Below are 20,796 nucleotides of genomic sequence, written 5' to 3' on the forward strand. Positions count from 1 at the left end.
TTATTTGGAAAGTGCTTTCAGTACTTTATCTGTAATGTCGATACGTGGATTAACGTAAGAAGCATCCTGTACCACAATATCGATTTTTTCTGCTTCTGCGATTTGACGGACAATTTTCAAAGCGCGCTCACCTAATGCAATCGCTTCTTCTTGACGACGCTGTGCCAGATCTTCGTTGTAAATACGTTGTTTACGATTGAAATCCTGATCCATCTCAGTCAGCTCACGCTGACGCCGCAGACGTTCGCTTTCAGACAAAGATGGCGCATCTTTTTCGTATTTACGATAAGCCGTACGGAATCGATCATTGACTTCATCGAGTTCCTTCTTGCGTTTAGAAAACTCTTGTTCAATACGTGAAGAGGCAATTTTGGCAGGCACCGATTCGTCTAGGACTCGCTGACCATTAAAAAATGCCACTTTAAAATCCTGCGCTTGAACCTGTGCAAAAGCCAACAAAGAAGCTGCGCACAGCAAAAAATTGCGCATGAATTTGGACGGATTAGATATGTGACTCAAAATATTCTCCAGATTACAAACTTCAACTTACCAACAAGCGACTTACAAGCACATCGTTTAAACAAATTAGAATCCTGTTCCCATAGTGAACTGGAAGCCCTGACGTCGATCTTCTGGTTTAGCATTTAAAGCTTTACCGAAACTCAACTTAAGCGGTCCCATTGGGGAAATCCAGCTAATACCCATACCGACGGATGTTCGCATATCTTGTGCACGAATCTTCTGACCTTCATCAAATACATTACCGACGTCGAAGAATGTGAACCAACGCAAGGATTTATCGGCACCTGGGAAAGGAATCTGTAATTCTACATTACCGACCACACGAGTGGCACCACCCAGCGTATCACCACGCGGATCTTTAGTCCCTAAAGATCCAGGCTCATAACCGCGTACGGAGCCGATACCACCAGCATAAAAATTCTTAAATACTGGATAAGGCTTACCGGATAAACCATGACCATAATTAATCTCACCATTCATCGCCAAAATCACAGAACGATAGATAGGTTTGAAATACTCATGTTTATAGATGGCACGATAGTACTTGAACTCGCCATAGGCGGACAATTCAAGATTTATCCGCTGATATCGGCCAATCGATGGCGTCATGACATTGTCACGACTATCGCGTTGCCAAGCTATCGACAAAGGAATCGAATCATTGGTCGCAGTACCCACGCCCCACAAAGCATTCGTCGGGTCCTTAATAATATCTTTACCACCAAAATCGGCAACATATTTTAAGTAACGATACGGACTATCAGTATAGGTATCAATTTTCGAACGTTCTAAACCTACACCGAAAAATACCGTATCTAACTCAGAAAATGGAATACCGTAACGAATATTACCGCCGGATGATTGAATACGGTAGTAACCATATGAGCCTATTGGCGGCAATGAGGTACGAATATAGGCATCAATACTACGGCTGATACCATCGTCGGTCACATAAGGATCGACGTGAGTCAAGGCGATTGTGCGGTTATATTTGCTAGTATTGATATCAAGACCGATCGTGTCGCCGCTACCGAAAGCATTAACTTGCTGAATGGAACCGGTAATCGTTATCTTCTCAGCGCTGGAGTAACCTGCACCAATCATGATGTTACCAGTCGGTTTTTCAGTCACAGTTAAATTAACATCGACCTGATCGATACTCGTAGGGACCTCTGGTGTATCAACCGTAACTTCTTTAAAGAAACCAAGATATTCAACGCGATCACGCGAGACCTTAATCTTCTCACCGTCATACCAAGAGCCTTCAAACTGTCTGAATTCACGACGAATAACTTCATCGCGGGTACGCGTATTTCCAGCTAAATTAATACGGCGTACATATACGCGCTTACCAGGGTCCACAAAAATTGTGAACGCGACTTCTTTCTTTTCTTTATCGACTAAAGGATTCGCTACCACGTTCGCAAACGCATAACCAAAGTTGCCCATGCGATCAGAAATACGCTTCGTACTTGCAGTCAGCAAACCGGCGTTATAGGTTTCACCTTTTCTCACCAGCATGAGTGATGCTAATTCATCTTCACGTCCAAAAGTATCACCTTCAATCTTGACGTCAGTGACTTTATACTTATCACCTTCATCGATATTCAGGGTGATATAAACTTGTTTTTTGTCAGGTGTAATGGAAATTTGGGTCGAAGTTACCTGCATTTCCAGATAGCCACGATTTTGATAAAACGAACGTATCGTTTCTACGTCGCCGGATAATTTTTGTTTTGAATATTGATCCGCTTTGGAATACCAACTAAACCAAGTTGGCGTACTTAAGGCCAACATTTCTTTCAATTCACCGTCAGAAAATGCCTTATTGCCGATAATATTAATTTGCGCAATTTTAGCGACATCGCCTTCGTCCACTGCAAAAGTCACATTGACACGATTACGTTCGATAGGGGTAATCGTGGTCGTAATTTGCGCACCGTATAATCCGCGTGACAAATATTGCTTCTTCAACTCTTGCTCGGCACGTTCAACAGTCGCCTTATCAAAAATACGGGTTTCACCAACACCGATATCCTTTAAAGCTTTGACCAATTGGTCTTTTTCAAATTCTTTAGTGCCTGTGAAATCCACTGTTGAAATAGTTGGACGCTCATCCAACAAGACAACGAGTACACCATCTTCAACTTCAATTTGCACGTCTTTAAAGAAACCTGTCGCGAACAATGCTTTAATCGCAGCGATACTTTTTGCGTCATTGAATACTTCACCGACGCGCACAGGCAGATAGCTGAATACGGTACCAGCCTCAGTTCTTTGTAAGCCTTCTACACGAATTTCTTTAACCGTAAATGGTTCAATTGCAAGAGCATGACCGGAACACAAAGCTAAGGCGGCTGTGGCGAGGAGGTGGCGAGGAAATGCTGGCAAAATTAAATTCTCTAATGGTAATTTCATTGGGGTTTTTTCAGTCTCAATATTTCTACTTGATTGCATTTTCTACAATACAACAATAGTTAACTTGCGTATTATGACATCTGTCAGACGATATCATTAAAAAAAGCAACAAGCATTAAACACAACAGCACAGTTAGCCCTCCTCGCTGCGCCATCTCTACATATTTCTCTGGGATTGGTTTCCCAGTTAAAACTTCCAGCGAATAATACAACAAATGACCACCATCTAACACAGGTATAGGCAGCAAATTCATCACTCCCAAGCTAATACTGATCAAAGCAATGAATTGCAAATAATACAGCCAGCCAGCTCTGGAAGTTTCACCAGCATATTTAGCAATCGTAATTGGCCCTGTAATATTGCGCCATGAGACTTCGCCGATCAGCATTTTTCCTATCATTTTCACAGTCAGGACGCTGGTATCCCAAGTTCGAACGGTGCCGCGATACAGCGATTCGGTCGCGGAAAACGATAAGCTAGTCATCTGCAAGTCCGCTAATGGCGCGACCTGTACGCGACCTATCAGCTTGCCGTTTTCATTCACCGCTTCGGGTGTCACCTGCACTTCAAATTCTTGTCCTGAACCATGTACTAACATCGTCAACGATTTATTCGGAGATGCGTTGACGATGTCGCGGAAAGCCTGGCTATCCAATACCGGTTGTTGATCGATTTGCACAATCTCATCGCCCGCCTTCAAACCCGCCTTACTCGCGGGACCACCTTGCACCACCTCTTTCAAAATCGCCGCCGGGCGAAAAAATTCCATTCCCAGTTTTTGCAAGAAATCGGCCTCAAAGTCCGCCTGACTCAAACTTGCCAAAGGAAGTTTGAATTCCAGATGATCTTGGCTAGTGCTGCGATCACTATTTTTGCGTGCCACTTGTACTCGCACGTCTTGCTTATCCATCCCCGCTTGCAGAAGCCTCCATCGCATGTCTGACCAGGATTGCACGTCTTCACCATTAATCGTTTGTATCGTGTCGCCATGTCTCAGACCGGCCTGATAAGCGATTGATGAAGTGGATGCAAGTCGGATTTTTGCTATCGGGTCTGGCGTGCCGTGCATGAACAAGGCAGAAAATAAGATAATCGCTAACACAAAATTAAAAACTGGCCCTGCTGCGACGATGGCGATTCTTTGCCAAACAGTTTTTTTGGAAAAATCTCCCGCAAGATCTGCTGCGCTCGGCGTGGCATTTTCGATTTCACGTGAATCATAAAACTTCACGTAACCACCCAAGGGAATTGCCGAAAGTGTCCATTCGGTTTCGCTCTTACCAAATTTTTTGATCCACAAAGGTTTGCCGATACCGACCGAAAAGCGTAGCACACGCACACCACACAATCGCGCAATCCAAAAATGACCGAGCTCATGAAAAACAATCAGGATGCCGAGCGCGAATACAAATGGCAGTATCGCCTGCAAGATACGTTCACCCATTTCAAACCTCTCGCTTTGCGACAAAGTCTAATGCCACGCGTCGTGCTTGTCCATCGACGTCAAGTATAGAATCGAGCGCATTCAAAGCTTGAGATGCAATTTTTCCTAAAGTATCGGCAACCACTTTTTCTATATCCATAAATCCTAATTGCGCATTCAAAAACGCCTCGACCGAAATTTCATTGGCGGCGTTCAAGATCGTCGGTGCTGAACCGCCAGCCCGCAGAGCCTCATAAGCCAGACGCAAACAAGGGAATCGTTCAAAATCAGGCTTAAAGAAATTTAATTCCAGAAATTGACTCAGATCCAAAGCTTCAACACCAGAAGCGATACGCTCTGGATACGCCAAACCATAAGCAATCGGCGTACGCATATCAGGATTACCTAATTGCGCTAACAGCGAACCATCCGCATACGACACCATAGAATGGATCAAACTTTGAGGATGAATCAGAACATCAATCTTATCGGCTGGCGCACCAAACAACCAATGCGCTTCAATAACTTCTAGGCCTTTATTCATCATCGTAGCGGAGTCAACGGAAATTTTACGCCCCATGACCCAATTCGGATGCGCAATCGCTTCAGCCGCAGTCACCTGAGCCAAGGTAGCAATATCACGCTTAAGAAAAGGCCCGCCAGAAGCGGTCAAGATGATTTTCGTAATACCACCGGAATTTAAATCACGTTGATAACCATGCGGCAGGCATTGAAATATCGCATTATGCTCGCTATCAATCGGCAACAAGGTCGCACCACTCTTTGCCACCGCATCAATGAATAATTGCCCGGACATGACCAAGGCTTCTTTATTCGCGAGCAAGATGCGCTTACCGGACTGGGCTGCCGCAAGCGATGCTGGCAGCCCAGCCGCACCAACAATCGCCGCCATCACCACATCACACTCGCTGGCGCTTGCGACGTCGCACAATGCTTGTGCACCATGTAAGACTTGCGTTTTTGAAGCAAACTGCGCCAATAAATCGCGCAATTCTTGTGCGAGCTGAGCATTTGCCACCACAGCAAATTGCGGTCCGAATTGCTGACATTGCGCGGCAAGTTTGTGGATTTGTGTGTGCGCTGTTAAAGCAAAAACCTGGTAACGCTCAGGATGGCGTGCAAGCACATCCAACGTCGAAACACCGATAGACCCGGTCGATCCTAAAATACAGATTCTTTGTTTTTGCATACGATTCGACAAGTCTGGTTGAACGGTTAATGACCTACGAGGTGCTTCACGCTAAATTCCAAATAGCAACAAACATGGCTGCTAGCGGCAATACTGGGATCAACGCATCGATTCTGTCTAACACGCCACCATGACCGGGGAGAAGATTACTGCTGTCTTTCATGCCAATACGTCGTTTTAGTAAGGATTCAAACAGGTCACCAATCACGCTGGCAGCGGAAATCATGAGCATGACCAAAACCAATCCTATCGGGCCTTGATGCGCATAAATTTTAGCTGGCAAAGTCTCGACGAGCGCAGGCGTCAAAGCGCATGCTACGCCGAACAACAACACTAATACTCCACCACCAATAGCCCCTTCCCATGATTTTCCGGGGGAGATAGTCGGCGCCAACTTTCTTTTTCCTATCGCCTTACCAACGAAATAAGCACCAATATCGGCAATCCAAACCAGCACCAGCACCGACAATAAAAGCTTGGCCGATTTTCCAAACAAATAACTCATCGCGACAAAGCAACCGAAAATCGCTACTCCATACACACCACTGATCAAACCACTGGCAAAACTAGTAAGACTTGGCAAACCAAATTTCAAGCTTGGAATCAATCCAAAAACCCAAAACAATACGCACAGAGTAAACAAAGTCTGCAATGAGAAGCTGGTATTTTGTAACGTCAAATAGGCAAATGCGAAAGCCCACACCGCGGAAATAATAATCGCACCGGGCTTGTTAAATAAACGCTGACTTTCCCACATTGCGGCAGCCAGAAAAAGTGCAGCAGCAGCGGTAAACGCCAAACTCGATCCAGAAAATACGATGGGCACCAAAATAGACAACAACACGATGGCTGTAATAATTCTTGTTTTTAACATAGGAGTTACCCGTGGTGAATTTGGAGTAAATAGTAGGTTGAATGATTGGGCAAACGCAATGACCAAGTAGATTAATTTAAAGCGCAGACTCCACCTTCAGAAACACTGACTTCAGGTCTGAGGATTTTCACTTAACTGCGCACTCGTTCGACCAAATCGCCGCTCTCTCGACTGAAATGACGCTATCGCCTCATCCAAAGATTTGGCATTAAAGTCTGGCCAAAAAGTATCGGTAAAAAACAATTCAGTATAAGCGAGTTGCCACAACAAAAAATTAGAAATACGTGTTTCCCCGCCGGTGCGAATAAACAAATCTGGTTCAGGCGCATACGCCATCGAGAGTTGCGATTCCAGCATTTCTTCGGTGATTTCCGTTGGAGCTTGTTCGTCAGACATCAACTTATTGACTGCTTGAACAATATCCCAACGGCCACCGTAATTAGCGCAGATTGTCACGGTCAAACGTGTATTCGCCGCGGTCAATTCCTGCGCCTGCTTAATCGCCTCTTGCAACGGAAGATCAAAGCGGGACAGGTCGCCGACAATTTTCAGACGAATATTATTATCGTGCATCTTCTTAACTTCTTTTTCCAAAGCCGTCACAAAAAGACGCATCAACAAAGACACTTCGTCGGCGGGACGTCGCCAGTTTTCAGAACTGAAAGCGAACAAAGTCAGAAATTTTATATCACGTTTAATACAGGCTTCAACGATGCCCCGCACCGCATCAACGCCTTTAACGTGCCCAGCTACTCGTGGTAGAAATCGCTTAGTAGCCCAACGCCCATTGCCATCCATGATAATGGCAATATGCTTCGGCATCAGTCCCGCATCAGGGACTGTTTTCGTTGAGCTTGAATGATTCATGAAACTCCGGGATTGGACAAAAAAAGAAAGAAAGACGCTGACGCTTAAACCGTCAACACTTCTTTTTCTTTTTCAGCCAAGAGCTTGTCAACTTCTGCGACAAACTTGTCCGTCAATTTTTGGATATCATCTTGCGCGCGGCGCTCATCATCCTCAGAAATATCTTTGTCTTTCAACAATTTCTTCAAAGACTCATTCGCATCGCGGCGAATATTACGCACGGCGATTTTGGCATCTTCGCCTTCAGTCTTCACCAATTTCACCATTTCTTTACGACGCTCTTCTGTCAACGGTGGTGTCGGCACACGAATCAAATCGCCTTGTGAAGCAGGGTTTAAGCCCAAATCGGATTCACGGATTGCTTTTTCAATCACGGTCAACATTTTCTTTTCCCACGGTTGCACACCGATGGTACGAGAATCGATCAAAGTGATGTTTGCGACTTGTGAGATATTCGTCGGTGAACCGTAGTAGTCTACCATCACGTGATCCAGAATACCTGGATGAGCACGGCCGGTACGAACCTTAGACAAATCTGCCTTTAAGGTTTCAATAGATTTTTGCATGCGCTGATCTGCGCTACTTTTAACACTGGCAACTGTCATGATTTACTCCTGAACTAAATGAGAATGAGAGCTTACGCTCTCATTGGCCTCAAAACAAATTAAGTTTGCGGTACCAAGCCATGAAACGCAATGCGTTCCAAAGCCGCGCATTATACGTGGACTAAGGTGCCTTCGTCTCCACCCATAATCAGATTTTTCAAAGCACCTGGTTTAACAATGGAAAATACCTTGATCGGCAACTTCTGGTCGCGGCACAATGCGAAGGCCGTCGCATCCATTACCTGCAAATGACGCGATATCGCCTCATCAAAAGAAATGGTGGTATAGCGAGTGGCAGTTGGGTCTTTTTTAGGATCGGCAGTGTACACGCCATCGACTTTGGTGGCTTTCAAGACCAATTCAGCACCGATCTCTGCTCCGCGCAATGCTGCAGCGGTGTCGGTAGTAAAGAAAGGATTGCCAGTACCAGCAGCAAAAATCACCACTTTACCCTCTTCCAAATATTGCAAGGCTTTAGGGCGCACATAAGGCTCAACGACCTGTTCAATCGCAATAGCCGACATCACGCGGGCAGTCACGCCAACTTGACGCATAGCATCACCCAAAGCCAAAGAATTCATGACAGTCGCCAGCATACCCATATAATCAGCTGTGGCTCGGTCCATGCCTTGCGCACCAGGTGCGACCCCGCGAAAGATATTGCCGCCACCGATCACAATCGCCAGCTCCACACCCATACGGGAAACTTCAGCGACATCAGCCACCATACGCTCAATGGTAGCGCGATTGATGCCATAGGCATCATCCCCCATTAAAGCCTCACCAGAGAGTTTTAAAAGCACACGCTTATAAGCTGGTTTAGTCACGATCTGGGCTCCTTTAAAGTTGGGAAGGGATTATTGCAAAAATTCTGTGAGGTTTGCTCTGCTTTCAGAGAACAAAGATAAACCCAATATAAAACATTTGCGATAATCGCTTGCACTAGCACGATTTTTCATTTTACTGCCAATACTACAAATGCCACTCTTTAACACTCATTAATAATACTACTCTTAAGAAAACGGGCCTTTCGGCCCGTTTTCTTTTTAATTCAGCTTACGCTTGTTTAGCAGCAGCAACTTGCGCCGCCACTTCAGCAGCGAAGTCATCTTGCTTCTTCTCAATACCTTCACCAACCACGAACATCGTAAACGCTTTTACAGATGCGCCAGCAGCTTGCAACATTTGCTCAACTGTCTGCTTATCGTTTTTCACGAATGGCTGATTCAACAAAGATACTTCCTTCAAGAACTTCTGGATAGAACCTTCTACCATCTTTGTAACGATGTCAGCTGGCTTGCCAGATTCTGCTGCTTTCAAAGAAGCGACTGAACGTTCTTTTTCGATCAGCTCAGCAGGAACTTGTTCGATAGACAAAGAAACTGGCTTCATTGCCGCGATGTGCATCGCAACGTCTTTACCAATTTGTTCATCAGCAGCGTCAAATTCGACTACCACGCCGATACGTGTTCCGTGCAAGTAAGAAGTGACTTTTGCAGCAGATTCAAAACGTTGGAAACGACGGATTGACATGTTTTCACCGATCTTACCGATCAAACCAGCGCGAATACTTTCAACTGTGCCATCTTCCAATGGCAATGCGGCCAATGCAGCCAAATCAGCTGGGTTTGCGTCAGCGATCAATTTAGCAACTTTGTTTGCAAAACCGATAAAGTCATCGTTCTTAGTAACAAAGTCAGTTTCGCAATTAACTTCTACTAAAGAACCAACGCCACCAGAGATGAAAGAGGCAACTACGCCTTCTGCTGTGATACGGGAAGCTGCTTTAGAAGCTTTGCTACCCAATTTAACGCGCAAAATCTCTTCCGCACGTTCCATATCACCTTCTGCCTCCGTCAATGCTTTTTTGCATTCCATCATTGGTGCATCTGTCTTTGCACGTAATTCGCCCACCATCGCTGCTGTAACTGCTGCCATGTTTCTCTCCTAATTCATTGCATCACAAGATGCACAAGTTCAATATAAATTCGATTTAAAAAAAGGGGCAAACACGCGTTGGCCCCTTTTTTACTTTTCAAACGCTGCGCTCAATCAAGAATTTCAAAAAAACCCTAAAAAGCGCCAGCGCGAAATTAAGCCTGTTCTACTTCAACAAACTCGTCGCTTGGCTTAACTGCTTCCAGCACTTCATTCACTGCATTGGCACGGCCTTCCAAAATTGCATCTGCTACGCCACGAGCGTACAAAGCAATTGCTTTAGAAGAGTCATCATTGCCAGGAATGATGTACGTAACGCCAGCTGGAGAATGGTTAGTATCAACTACACCAATCACTGGGATACCCAATTTAGCTGCCTCAGTGATCGCACCTTTGTGGTAACCAACGTCAACCACGAAAATTGCATCAGGAACGCCGCCCATATCTTTAATGCCGCCGATAGATTTTTGCAACTTGATCATTTCACGTTCAAACATCAAGCCTTCTTTTTTCGACAACTTCTCTACAGAACCGTCTTGAATAGAAGCTTCCATATCTTTCAAACGTTTGATAGATGTTTTGACTGTTTTGAAGTTAGTCAACATACCACCCAACCAGCGTTGATCTACGAAAGGCATACCAGCACGGTTTGCTTCAGCAGCGATCAATTCGCGCGCTTGACGCTTAGTACCAACCATCAAAACCGTACCACGGTTAGAGGACAATTGGCGGATGAATTTCATTGCTTCTTGATACATCGCCAATGTTTTTTCCAAATTCATGATATGGATTTTATTGCGATGACCAAAGATGTACGGTGCCATTTTTGGATTCCAAAAACGGGTCTGGTGACCGAAGTGAACACCAGCTTCTAACATTTCACGCATTGTTACAGACATAATAACTCCAGGGTTAGGTCTTGAATCGAGTCAGTGATTCCTCTGCTTTTTACACTAGAAGAGAAACACCCTTTTCGACCAGATTCGATCTTTAAGAAACAAAATATTTACTACTAAATTTGATTAGCATGCAATTTATTCAAGCTAACCATCTATTCTAACCCGAAACAGTCACTTTGATCAAGTACAGAGACGAACTCAAGCATCATTGGTACTTGCGCCCTCACCAAACAGGTTGAGTAGACCAAAAATAAATTCGCAAAAATGGCGTTTATTCTATAGCTATGACAGCGCGCTTGTTACTCCTCGTCTATAATTCAGCCTTAAACTCCTCTAATTCCCTTATTACCTTCTGATTGCAGAGAACGCATGTCATCTATTTCCATTAAAACCGCTGAAGATATCGCTGGCATGCGCATTGCCGGTCGCTTAGGATCTGAAGTACTTGATTACATTACCCCCTTCGTCAAAGCAGGCGTTACTACTGGCGAACTCGATCGTTTGTGCCACGACTACATGACGAACGTGCAAGGTTCAATTCCCGCACCACTGAATTATTGCCCACCGGGCTACACACCTTATCCAAAAGCGATTTGCACTTCAGTCAACGATGTAATTTGTCACGGCATTCCAGGCGATAAAGTATTGAAAAATGGGGACGTCGTAAATCTAGATATTACCGTCATTAAAGATGGCTACCATGGTGACAATAGCCGTATGTTTTTCATCGGAGAGCCATCCATATTAGCAAAACGCTTAAGCGAAATCACTTACGAATGTATGTGGCTGGGGATACAACAAGTCAAACCCGGCAATCATTTAGGCGATATTGGCCATGCAATTCAGCAACATGCAGAAAAAGCCGGCTACAGCGTAGTACGTGAGTTCTGTGGCCACGGCATTGGCAAAGTATTCCATGAAGAGCCACAAATTTTGCATTACGGTCGCCCAGGTACTCTGGACGAATTAAAACCAGGCATGATCTTTACCATTGAACCAATGATCAACGCAGGTCGCCGAGAAATTCGTGAAATGAATGACGGTTGGACGATTAAGACAAAAGACCGCAGTCTATCTGCGCAGTGGGAACATATGATTTTGGTCACGGAGACCGGCTATGAAGTATTAACATTGTCCGCAGGCTCGCCCCTACCACCAGCATTTATTAGTGCGCAAAATTCGGACCAAACGACAGCACAAGCCAAAACCTGATGAAAACAGCCATCGCGAATGCCATGGCTTTCAAAGCAAAGCTCAAGGCCGAACAGCAAATCATTATTCAATCCTTCAAAGATAAACCGAAGGCTGAATCCTTGCTCAAAGATTTGTGTCGCTGCGTCGATGCCAACTTAAGTGAAATCTGGAAAAACTTTAACTTTCCAAAAGAACTTGCGTTAGTGGCAGTCGGCGGTTATGGGCGCGGCGAATTATTTCCCTATTCCGATGTCGATGTCTTAATTCTGCTAACCAATGATCCAGACAAAGCGCTTAAAGAGAAACTCGAGAACCTAGTACAAATACTCTGGGATATCGGTCTGGACATTGGGCATAGCATACGCACGATAGACGAATGCATGACCGAAGCCGCGGCCGACATCACGGTCAAAACAGCATTGCTCGAAGCACGTTTATTGGCAGGTAGTCGCAATAGTTTTCGTGAACTTAAAACCCGCTATGATGAGGCGATGAATCCTCAACAGTTCTTCCAAGCTAAGCTTCTGGAATTACATCAACGTCACGTCAAATACGAAGACACACCGTATAGCCTGGAACCGAACTGTAAAGAAAGTCCGGGTGGATTGCGCGATTTACAAGTTATTTTGTGGGTCGCGAAAGCCGCCAAACTCGGTGACTCTTGGGCAGAGCTCGCGGCACGCGGTTTGATTACCGCCACTGAAGCGCATCAACTTAAACGCAATGAACGCGCGTTCAAAGACATACGCGTGCGTTTGCACATACAAGCAGGTCGTCGCGAAGATCGTTTGGTATTTGATCTGCAAACTGCCATTGCAGCCACTTTTGGTTTTGAAACCACCGAATCGCGCCGCGCTAGCGAATATTTGATGCAACGCTATTATTGGGCGGCAAAAGCGGTTACGCAGCTCAACACCATCTTATTGCAGAATATTGAAGCGGTTCTATTTCCTTTGCCGCATCAGGCAAAAGTCATTAATGAGCGCTTTAATGAAGTCAACGCCTTAATCGATATCGTTGAAGAAAACGTGTTTGAACAAACACCTTCTGCAATGTTAGAAGTGTTTTTACTCTTATCGCAGAATGCAAACCTAAAAGGCATGACAGCCAAGACTTTGCGTGCTTTGTGGCACGCTCGGAATTTAATCGACGCAGAATTCCGTCACGACATTTTTAATCGCGGCACTTTCTTACAAATATTGCAGTCACCACGTGGCATTACCCATGTGCTGCGTAGCATGAATCAAACTAGCATTCTCGGTCGTTATTTACCCAACTTCCGCCGCATAGTCGGGCAAATGCAGCACGATTTGTTTCATGCATATACGGTAGATCAACACATCCTAATGGTCGTACGCAATCTGCGTCGCTTTACCATGACTGAGCATGCGCACGAATACCCCTTCTGCAGCCAGTTAATGGCAAATTTCAATCAGCCTTGGGTCTTGTATATCGCCGCCTTATTTCACGATATTGCCAAGGGACGCAACGGCGATCATTCTGTCTTGGGTATGGCAGATGCACGTAAATTTTGCTTTGACCACGGTATCTCCAAAGACAATACCGAATTAGTCATTTTCTTGGTGCAACAACACTTAACCATGTCGCAGGTCGCACAGAAGCAAGATCTATCTGACCCCGACGTCATCCAAGCATTTGCTAATTTGGTCAAAGACGAACGCCACTTGACCGCTTTATATTTACTCACCGTGTCGGACATTCGTGGCACGAGCCCCAAAGTATGGAATGCATGGAAAGGCAAGTTATTAGAAGACTTGTATAAGATTACGCTACGTGTGCTTGGAGGAGAAACCCCTTCCTCGGATCGTGAACTGAAAAATCGCCAAGAAGAAGCACTTAAGGCTTTGCGTTTAGTCGGCATAGAACATGATGCCCATGTAAAGTTATGGAACGAACTCGACATTGTTTACTTCCTGCGACACGACGCGTCCGACATTGCCTGGCAAACGCGCGTATTGCATGACAAACTAGGCAGCCCTACTCCCATCGTCAAATGTCGCGTGGCACCGATAGGTGAAGGCCTGCAAGTCACTGTCTACTTACCGGATCAAGCAGATTTGTTTGCCCGTATTTGCAATTATTTTGACAGTAAGAATTTTGCGATTCTCGATGCGAAAATTCACACCACGAAAAGTGGTTATGCGCTCGACACCTTCCTAGTAACCGAACCCGCATTTGCCAGCAATTATCGCGATATCATTAATTTAATCGAACATGAATTGGCAGAAGTCTTGGCCAAACAGGTTCCATTGAGCACACCGAATCAAGGACGCTTGTCACGCTTGTCTCGCAATTTCCCTTTGGTGCCAACCGTGGAATTACGCCCAGACGACAAAGGTCAATATTTCTTGTTATCGATTTCGGCGAATGACAGAAATGGCTTGCTGTATTCAGTTGCTGGCGTCCTCGCCAAATATAAAATCAATCTACACACAGCCAAGGTCATGACGCTGGGTGAACGAGTAGAAGATGTCTTTTTGGTCGATGGAGCCGCATTACATAATCCTAAAAATCAAATCCAATTTGAATCTGAATTACTAGATGCGCTGCGCATCTAGATGAACCATCAAAATCAATAAGAAGAAATTAGTTATGACAGAACAATTAAGACTCTCCAAACGCATGTCCGAATTAGGACTGTGCTCACGCCGCGAAGCCGACGAATGGATCGCAAAGGGTTGGGTACGCGTAGACGGCAAGGTCGTGTCCGAGTTAGGCAGCAAAGTCTTTCCCGATCAAAAAGTCACTGTAGAACGTCAGGCCGCAGCCGAGCAATCCAAGCGCGTAACGATACTTATCAACAAACCAGTTGGCTATGTCAGCGGGCAAGCAGAAGACGGCTATGAGCCTGCGATTGCATTAGTCAAAGCAGAAAATCGTTGGAGCGAATGCAAAGTTGAAAACGAATTTCACCCAACGCAATTACGCAGTCTGGTACCTGCGGGGCGTTTGGATATTGATTCAGTTGGATTACTGGTACTGACGCAAGATGGTCGCGTCGCGAAGATCTTGATTGGTGAGAATACCGATGTTGAGAAAGAATACTTGGTTCGCGTCGAGTACACCAAGCCAGGTAAATTACCTGCTGGTGATTTGCGCTTACTCAATCATGGCTTAAGCTTAGATGGGAAGAAACTGATTCCCGCGAAGGTACGCTGGATGAATGAAGACCAATTACAGTTCATTCTCAAAGAAGGCAAAAAACGCCAGATTCGTCGTATGTGTGAGATGGTGGGATTGCGGGTGGTTGGTTTGAAACGTGTGCGTATTGGTAAAGTGCGTCTTGGGCATTTGCCTGAGGGGCAATGGCGGTATTTGCGGGATGATGAGCCGTTTTGATTTTTTGATTTGATTTTTTAAAGGAGCTGGCTTTATTGGTTTGCTCCTTTTTTGTTGTTGATTTACGTTTGCGGGTCAAAGGCGTTGAGCCTAATTTCTTTTTCACCTTCACATAAACTCATCGTTCACAGGTCGGGTGTGGCCCGACAGCCAATTACCTTTTTTGCTTCGCCAAAAAAGGTAATCCCAAAAAGGCGACCGTAGACTCGCCCTTCGGGTGCTTACGCTTCGCTCCAGCATAATTTGTGCGTGTCCAAAAATGGGGTGTTGCGAAAACTCGCTTCGCTCAAACAATCGCAACCCTGATCCCATTTTCTGCCAAGCACAAATTACATCGTCTCAAACGGGGGTAGGTCAAAAGCAAAATCAAAAACAACGTCAAAAACAGCGACAAACAACTGCTAATAGAAAACTAAAGTCTGTCGGTATTTAATGTTTTGCTGTTGCTGTTGCTGTTGCTGTTGCTGTTGCTGTTGCTGTTGCTGTTGCTTTCGACTTTGACTTTGACGCAGTTCCACTTCTGACACTGCCAATTGTGCGAGGCAGAAATGGGAAAAAGAGAGTCAGATGTTTGAGCGTAGCGAGTTTCTGACTCTCCCCATTTTTGTCTTGCACAATTGGGCACCCGAAGGGCAGTGGCTGCGTGGTCGCCTTTTTTGGGTTACCTTTTTTGGCGAAGCAAAAAAGGTAACTAGCTGTCGGGCTACCCCCGACCTACAGACAATAAATCAACCGTAAAATTAATACGAATCAAAAAAAACTCAATCATCCTCATCAGGATCCAACTCAGGAAACAAAACCTCAGTAAACCCAAACTGCGTCAAATCCTTAATCCGCATAGGATACAAAACCCCATTCAAATGATCCGTCTCATGTTGCACGACTCGTGCATGAAAACCATCCACATCACGACTGATCTTCTGACCAAACTGATCAAAACCCTCATAACGCAGACGACTCCAGCGTGGTACCAAACCGCGCATGCCTGGCACGGACAAACAGCCTTCCCAGGCATCATCAGTTTCATCCGACAAAGGCGTCAACACGGGATTAATCAATACAGTTTCAGGCACATTCGGCGCATCGGGGTAACGTGGATTTTTTTTGAAGCCGAAAATGACTAATTGCAGATTGATGCCAATCTGCGGAGCTGCTAAACCCGCGCCATTGGCATGCTGCATGGTGTCAAACATATCCGCAATTAACTGATGCAAAGCTGGCGTGTCAAATTCTTGGATAGCATCCGATACTTTGAGTAAGCGCGGGTCACCCATTTTCAAAATTGGATAGATCATAGCTTCACATCTCCAGTTAGTATCAATAGCAATTACTTAGAACCCATCAATTCATGCAAATATTTGGCAAATTCTTCACCTACATCAGGATGCTTTAAGCCTAAAGCAACACTAGCCTTGAGGTAGCCCAATTTGGAGCCGCAATCATAGCGTTTTGCGTCGCAACGATAGGCAAACACTGGCTCGTCTTTAAGCATCGCTGCGATACCATCGGTTAATTGGATTTCCCCCCCGGAACCTTTACCCAAATTTTCTAGATAATTGAAGATTTTTCCCGACAATACATAGCGTCCTGCCACCGCAAGCGTGGATGGTGCATCTTCTGGTTTTGGTTTTTCCACGATGCCATGCATGCGTTCCAAATTCGGCTTATAAGCTGAGCCGCTAACGATACCGTATTGATTGGTGAACTCACGCAAAACATCTTGTACAGCGACGATACTGCCGCCCTCTTGCGCGTACAAATCTGCCATTTGCGCAGTAACACCTTTTTGTCCGGGACGCACATCCATCAAATCATCCGCTAACAAGACCGCAAATGGCTCGTCGCCCACGACGGGGCGAGCACACAAAACAGCATGCCCTAAACCTAAAGCAGCTTGCTGGCGGATGTAAATACAATTGATGTTGCTCGGGATGACGCTCCGAACAATCTCTAACAAGGCATGTTTTCCAGCCGCTTCAAGCTCGCTTTCCAATTCATAGGCAGTATCAAAGTGATCTTCAATCGCGCGCTTATTGCGCCCTGTAATGAACACCATTTCGGTAATGCCTGCTTCTACAGCTTCTTCCACAGCATATTGAATCAGCGGCTTATCAACGACAGACAGCATTTCTTTTGGTTGTGCTTTCGTCGCTGGTAGAAACCGACTACCAAATCCAGCTACTGGGAAAACGGCTTTCTTAATTTTTTGCATTTGTGTCCCTCACCAATGTCTTACTTTTTTATATTTTTGCTTAACTTGCCATGTTGCTTTGTTGGGCTTCACTTTGTTCAGCGCCAACCTACTTTTCATTATTATTGTTTGCAGAGAGCAAGCAATTCTTCCTCAGTAAGTACGGCAACACCCAACTCTCGGGCTTTTAATAGCTTGCTGCCCGCATCTTCACCTGCCACTACAAAACTGGTTTTCTTGGAGACGGAACCTGCAACTTTGCCGCCATTTTTCTCAATCAATGCACCCGCCTGTTCGCGGCTCAATGTCGGTAAAGTCCCTGTTAATACCAAGGTTTTGCCCGCAAACACAGAATTACTTAAATCCAATTTTTCTATTACTGGCCAGTGTATTCCAGAAGCAATCAACTGACGCACCAACTCGACATTAAACGGATCAGCAAAAAACCGAATAATCGATTGCGCAACCACAGGACCGACATCGTTCACTTGCAACAACTGTTCTTCCGTCGCTGCCATCAAAGTTTCCATATCGGCGAAGCTCAGCGCCAAATCTTTGGCCGTCGACTCCCCAACATGGCGAATTCCAAGCGCGTAAATAAAGCGGGGCAAGGTGGTTGATTTTGAAGTTTCCAAGGCATCGAGCACGTTCTGAGCAGATTTTTCTGCCATACGATCAAGCTCAGCCAATGCCATCAAGCCCAACTTATAAAAATCAGCGGCCGTCGTCACCACATTTTTATCGACCAACTGTTCAATCAATTGCTCGCCCAAGCCTTCGATATTCAAAGCTTTACGTGACGCAAAATGGAACAAACCACCTTTACGCTGCGCCGCACATTTGATCCAACCGCCAGAGCAACGTGCAATGGCTTCGTCTTCCAATTTAACAATATCGGAACCACAAATCGGGCATTGTTTTGGCAATACAAATACGCTAGTTTGTTCCGGTCGCTTTTCCAAAACACTGGCAACGACTTCTGGAATCACATCACCAGCGCGACGCACAATAACGGTATCACCAACGCGTACATCTTTGCGCTGAATTTCCTCTTCATTGTGCAAAGTCGCATTGGTGACAGTCACGCCACCGACGAACACGGGCGCTAAACGAGCAACTGGCGTGATCGCGCCTGTGCGACCCACTTGAACTTCAATATCGAGCACTGTCGTTAAAGCCTCTTCAGCTGGGAACTTATGCGCGATTGCAAAGCGCGGTGCGCGTGACACAAAACCCAGAGTTGCTTGCTGGTCAAAGCGATTCACTTTGTAGACCACACCATCAATTTCGTACGGTAACTGCGCGCGTTTTTCTTGTATGCTACGGTAAAAATCTAACAGCGAAGGCGCACCTTTAACCAAGGCTTTTTCGTCACAAGTAGGAATGCCTATGCTTTGATACCAATCGAGCAAATCACGATGCGAGGCTGGCAATTCTGAACCTTCCAACAGGCCGATTCCATAGGCAAAGAAACGCAGATTACGTTGCGCCGTAATTGTCGAATCAAGTTGACGCAGACTCCCCGCAGCAGCATTACGAGGATTGGCAAATTCTTTGGCACCGAGATCACGTTGACGCTGATTCAGTTTGTCAAAATCAGCCTTAAACATCAAAACCTCACCGCGCACATCCAAAATCGCAGGTGGATTTTCACAACGCAATCGTAATGGCACGCTACGAATTGTCCGTATATTTTCAGTCACATCTTCACCAGTATAGCCATCACCGCGCGTCGCGGCCTGTGTGAATACGCCATTTACGTAGCGCAGATTTATCGCTAAGCCATCAAATTTTAAATCGATCGCATATTCAACATCTTGCTCACTGAACTCTAGTCCCTCGCGCACACGACGGTCAAACGCGATCACATCCTCGTCTTCGAAACCATTATTCAAGGACAGCATCGCAACCGCATGTTGGACCTGAGAGAATTCCGGCAGTATGGCACCGCCCACTCGCAAGGTCGGACTATCCGTTGTCTTTAGTTCGGGATGCTGAGCTTCTAATGTTTGCAATTGCTGGAAGAGCTTATCGTATTCCGCATCGGGTATCGTTGGTGCATCCAGCGTGTAGTAGTTGTAGCCATGTTGTGTTAATTCACGACGCAAACGCTGCGCCAAGTTTGGCAAAGTCTCTTCCTTGCGACCAGTTTGCTGAGCGGCATTACCGGCAAATAAATCATTTTGCATGTTGAAGCGCTCTACTCAATTAACTAAATAAGCGCTTTGCGCGACGTGAGCCAGCTGGGATCTCAGCCACCGCCATTGCATTACAAAATTCGCGCACCTGATCGGCTATTTCTGCTAAAGCTTGATCGGAAATAGGATTATTTCCATCATCAACCACCGTTCCACCAAGGCGAGATGCCAAAGAACGCGCGCATTTTGCCATGACTCCGAAACCTTCTAAGTCTGGGGACACGCATGGAACGTCAAGTAACAAAGTTAATTTAGAGGTTACGGTTTCGCTAGCGCTGACATTGGTCGATAACGTGAACAAATTGCCGACGTCACCATCAGGCATGACTAAGCGACCATCTGGGCGCACATCAAAGCCCTGCTTCTCTAATGCTCCGAGTAAAGTAGTGATATCCCAAGGCGCGCCATTGGATAGAACATTGACACTAAGTTGCGCATCATGCTCTGCTACGAATTGATGCAATTCACGCGCGTTCGACATCACACGATTCATATCGGGCACATCAGAGTGGGCATTGAGGCGATCAGCAATCTCACGCAGTTTGCTAACGAATTCTGAGTATTCCAATTCATTCAACGGCCCACTACGACTCACAATTTGTACACCAGCGAACAGCGCGGTGTAGATCCCACCATGCGCAATTTCATCACGTTTTCCATCATGTGTTAAACCGATGAAATGCACGGGTTTACGTCCCACATATTTCAAATCACTCACTTCTTTAAGCAATTTCTCACCACGAATCGGCGCTTCGAATTCAAGTGGAATAACGCAGTCGATCAAATCGTCTACCGATAATTCTTTGCCATACATCGTGGCATCAAAGTCAGGCTTAGTGCCAATAACTGGATCAGTACTGGGAGTGTTCGAATTTTCCCCTTCGTTCATATCACTTAATTCGTCTTGATCGAATTGCGGCTCCTGCCTTACCAGCTCAGCATCATCACGTGCATTCATCAAGACATCATCATGACCGCCAGAAAAGGCGCGATCGACACTTTTTCGCGCGCGATATTCTTGCCATTTACTATAAATATAAACCACCACTACAAATGCGCCACCTGCAATGATCAAACTCATCGTTAATTCTGACAT

Annotated in this window: 17 protein-coding genes; 3 read left to right on the forward strand and 14 right to left on the reverse strand. The window is 45.5% G+C overall.

The features are described from left to right. The 10 genes from ACO0KW_RS06100 to rpsB form a co-directional block, all read right to left on the reverse strand. Positions 1-519 (reverse strand): OmpH family outer membrane protein, encoded by a 519-nt coding sequence (locus ACO0KW_RS06100; RefSeq protein WP_423051625.1) that lies wholly within the window; start codon positions 517-519, stop codon positions 1-3. 66 nt (positions 520-585) lie between these two features. After that, on the reverse strand, positions 586-2,940 hold the full coding sequence (bamA, locus tag ACO0KW_RS06105; protein WP_423051627.1) for an outer membrane protein assembly factor BamA: 2,355 nt from the start codon (positions 2,938-2,940) through the stop codon (positions 586-588). A gap of 83 nt (positions 2,941-3,023) precedes the next feature. Beyond that, the gene (gene rseP / locus ACO0KW_RS06110; RefSeq protein ID WP_423051629.1) at positions 3,024-4,385 is read right to left on the reverse strand and encodes an RIP metalloprotease RseP; all 1,362 of its coding nucleotides are present in this window, start codon (positions 4,383-4,385) and stop codon (positions 3,024-3,026) included. A 1-nt stretch (position 4,386) separates the two neighbouring features. Further along, positions 4,387-5,574, reverse strand: a complete 1,188-nt coding sequence (gene ispC / locus ACO0KW_RS06115) for a 1-deoxy-D-xylulose-5-phosphate reductoisomerase (protein ID WP_423051631.1) — start codon at positions 5,572-5,574, stop codon at positions 4,387-4,389. A 46-nt stretch (positions 5,575-5,620) separates the two neighbouring features. Next, positions 5,621-6,448: a phosphatidate cytidylyltransferase gene (locus ACO0KW_RS06120; protein ID WP_423051633.1), complete on the reverse strand. Its 828-nt coding sequence runs from the start codon at positions 6,446-6,448 to the stop codon at positions 5,621-5,623. Positions 6,449-6,559: 111 nt separating this feature from the next. Next, the gene (gene uppS, locus ACO0KW_RS06125; RefSeq protein WP_423051635.1) at positions 6,560-7,315 is read right to left on the reverse strand and encodes a polyprenyl diphosphate synthase; all 756 of its coding nucleotides are present in this window, start codon (positions 7,313-7,315) and stop codon (positions 6,560-6,562) included. A gap of 44 nt (positions 7,316-7,359) precedes the next feature. Then, positions 7,360-7,920 carry a ribosome recycling factor gene (gene frr / locus ACO0KW_RS06130; protein WP_314863415.1) on the reverse strand — a complete coding sequence of 187 codons (561 nt, stop codon included), beginning with the start codon at positions 7,918-7,920 and terminating at the stop codon, positions 7,360-7,362. A 110-nt stretch (positions 7,921-8,030) separates the two neighbouring features. After that, positions 8,031-8,747 carry a UMP kinase gene (pyrH, locus tag ACO0KW_RS06135; RefSeq protein WP_186920692.1) on the reverse strand — a complete coding sequence of 239 codons (717 nt, stop codon included), beginning with the start codon at positions 8,745-8,747 and terminating at the stop codon, positions 8,031-8,033. Between the two features lie 229 nt (positions 8,748-8,976). Further along, positions 8,977-9,858 carry a translation elongation factor Ts gene (tsf, locus tag ACO0KW_RS06140; RefSeq protein WP_395009450.1) on the reverse strand — a complete coding sequence of 294 codons (882 nt, stop codon included), beginning with the start codon at positions 9,856-9,858 and terminating at the stop codon, positions 8,977-8,979. A gap of 155 nt (positions 9,859-10,013) precedes the next feature. Continuing rightward, positions 10,014-10,757, reverse strand: a complete 744-nt coding sequence (gene rpsB / locus ACO0KW_RS06145; protein WP_423051638.1) for a 30S ribosomal protein S2 — start codon at positions 10,755-10,757, stop codon at positions 10,014-10,016. Between the two features lie 369 nt (positions 10,758-11,126). On the opposite strand from rpsB, the gene map reads away from it, so the two are divergent. The 3 genes from map to ACO0KW_RS06160 are packed head-to-tail and all read left to right on the forward strand — an operon-like array spanning position 11,127 to position 15,311. Beyond that, positions 11,127-11,969 (forward strand): type I methionyl aminopeptidase, encoded by an 843-nt coding sequence (map, locus tag ACO0KW_RS06150; protein ID WP_423051640.1) that lies wholly within the window; start codon positions 11,127-11,129, stop codon positions 11,967-11,969. Next, on the forward strand, positions 11,969-14,530 hold the full coding sequence (locus ACO0KW_RS06155; protein ID WP_423051642.1) for a [protein-PII] uridylyltransferase: 2,562 nt from the start codon (positions 11,969-11,971) through the stop codon (positions 14,528-14,530). Before map ends, ACO0KW_RS06155 begins: the two co-directional genes overlap by 1 nt. Before the next feature lie 34 nt (positions 14,531-14,564). Then, positions 14,565-15,311, forward strand: coding sequence for a pseudouridine synthase (locus ACO0KW_RS06160; protein ID WP_315487460.1), 747 nt, complete (start codon positions 14,565-14,567; stop codon positions 15,309-15,311). 761 nt (positions 15,312-16,072) lie between these two features. On the opposite strand, the gene def is transcribed toward ACO0KW_RS06160, so the two are convergent. The 4 genes from def to ACO0KW_RS06180 all read right to left on the reverse strand — a co-directional run bounded on the left by def (position 16,073) and on the right by ACO0KW_RS06180 (position 20,796). After that, a complete protein-coding gene (gene def / locus ACO0KW_RS06165) occupies positions 16,073-16,606 on the reverse strand; it encodes a peptide deformylase (RefSeq protein ID WP_423051645.1) in 534 nt (177 codons plus the stop codon). 32 nt (positions 16,607-16,638) lie between these two features. After that, entirely contained in the window at positions 16,639-17,523 is an 885-nt protein-coding gene (gene galU, locus ACO0KW_RS06170) for a UTP--glucose-1-phosphate uridylyltransferase GalU (RefSeq protein WP_423051647.1), read from the reverse strand. 101 nt (positions 17,524-17,624) lie between these two features. After that, complete coding sequence (ligA, locus tag ACO0KW_RS06175; protein ID WP_423051649.1) at positions 17,625-19,691, reverse strand: NAD-dependent DNA ligase LigA; 2,067 nt, start codon at positions 19,689-19,691, stop codon at positions 17,625-17,627. Between the two features lie 19 nt (positions 19,692-19,710). Beyond that, entirely contained in the window at positions 19,711-20,796 is a 1,086-nt protein-coding gene (locus ACO0KW_RS06180) for a cell division protein ZipA C-terminal FtsZ-binding domain-containing protein (protein ID WP_423051651.1), read from the reverse strand.

This window comes from Undibacterium sp. Ji22W, from assembly GCF_049340305.1.
Lineage (GTDB): Bacteria > Pseudomonadota > Gammaproteobacteria > Burkholderiales > Burkholderiaceae_D > Undibacterium.

Bases quoted from the DNA above. Each gene is read 5' to 3' on its own strand.
- tsf (WP_395009450.1), bottom strand. From the start codon at position 9,858: ATGGCAGCAGTTACAGCAGCGATGGTGGGCGAATTACGTGCAAAGACA.
- galU (WP_423051647.1), bottom strand. From the start codon at position 17,523: ATGCAAAAAATTAAGAAAGCCGTTTTCCCAGTAGCTGGATTTGGTAGT.
- rpsB (WP_423051638.1), bottom strand. From the start codon at position 10,757: ATGTCTGTAACAATGCGTGAAATGTTAGAAGCTGGTGTTCACTTCGGT.
- ACO0KW_RS06180 (WP_423051651.1), bottom strand. From the start codon at position 20,796: ATGTCAGAATTAACGATGAGTTTGATCATTGCAGGTGGCGCATTTGTA.
- ACO0KW_RS06160 (WP_315487460.1), top strand. From the start codon at position 14,565: ATGACAGAACAATTAAGACTCTCCAAACGCATGTCCGAATTAGGACTG.
- ACO0KW_RS06155 (WP_423051642.1), top strand. From the start codon at position 11,969: ATGAAAACAGCCATCGCGAATGCCATGGCTTTCAAAGCAAAGCTCAAG.
- ispC (WP_423051631.1), bottom strand. From the start codon at position 5,574: ATGCAAAAACAAAGAATCTGTATTTTAGGATCGACCGGGTCTATCGGT.
- map (WP_423051640.1), top strand. From the start codon at position 11,127: ATGTCATCTATTTCCATTAAAACCGCTGAAGATATCGCTGGCATGCGC.
- ACO0KW_RS06120 (WP_423051633.1), bottom strand. From the start codon at position 6,448: ATGTTAAAAACAAGAATTATTACAGCCATCGTGTTGTTGTCTATTTTG.
- frr (WP_314863415.1), bottom strand. From the start codon at position 7,920: ATGACAGTTGCCAGTGTTAAAAGTAGCGCAGATCAGCGCATGCAAAAA.
- def (WP_423051645.1), bottom strand. From the start codon at position 16,606: ATGATCTATCCAATTTTGAAAATGGGTGACCCGCGCTTACTCAAAGTA.
- uppS (WP_423051635.1), bottom strand. From the start codon at position 7,315: ATGAATCATTCAAGCTCAACGAAAACAGTCCCTGATGCGGGACTGATG.
- ligA (WP_423051649.1), bottom strand. From the start codon at position 19,691: ATGCAAAATGATTTATTTGCCGGTAATGCCGCTCAGCAAACTGGTCGC.
- bamA (WP_423051627.1), bottom strand. From the start codon at position 2,940: ATGAAATTACCATTAGAGAATTTAATTTTGCCAGCATTTCCTCGCCAC.
- rseP (WP_423051629.1), bottom strand. From the start codon at position 4,385: ATGGGTGAACGTATCTTGCAGGCGATACTGCCATTTGTATTCGCGCTC.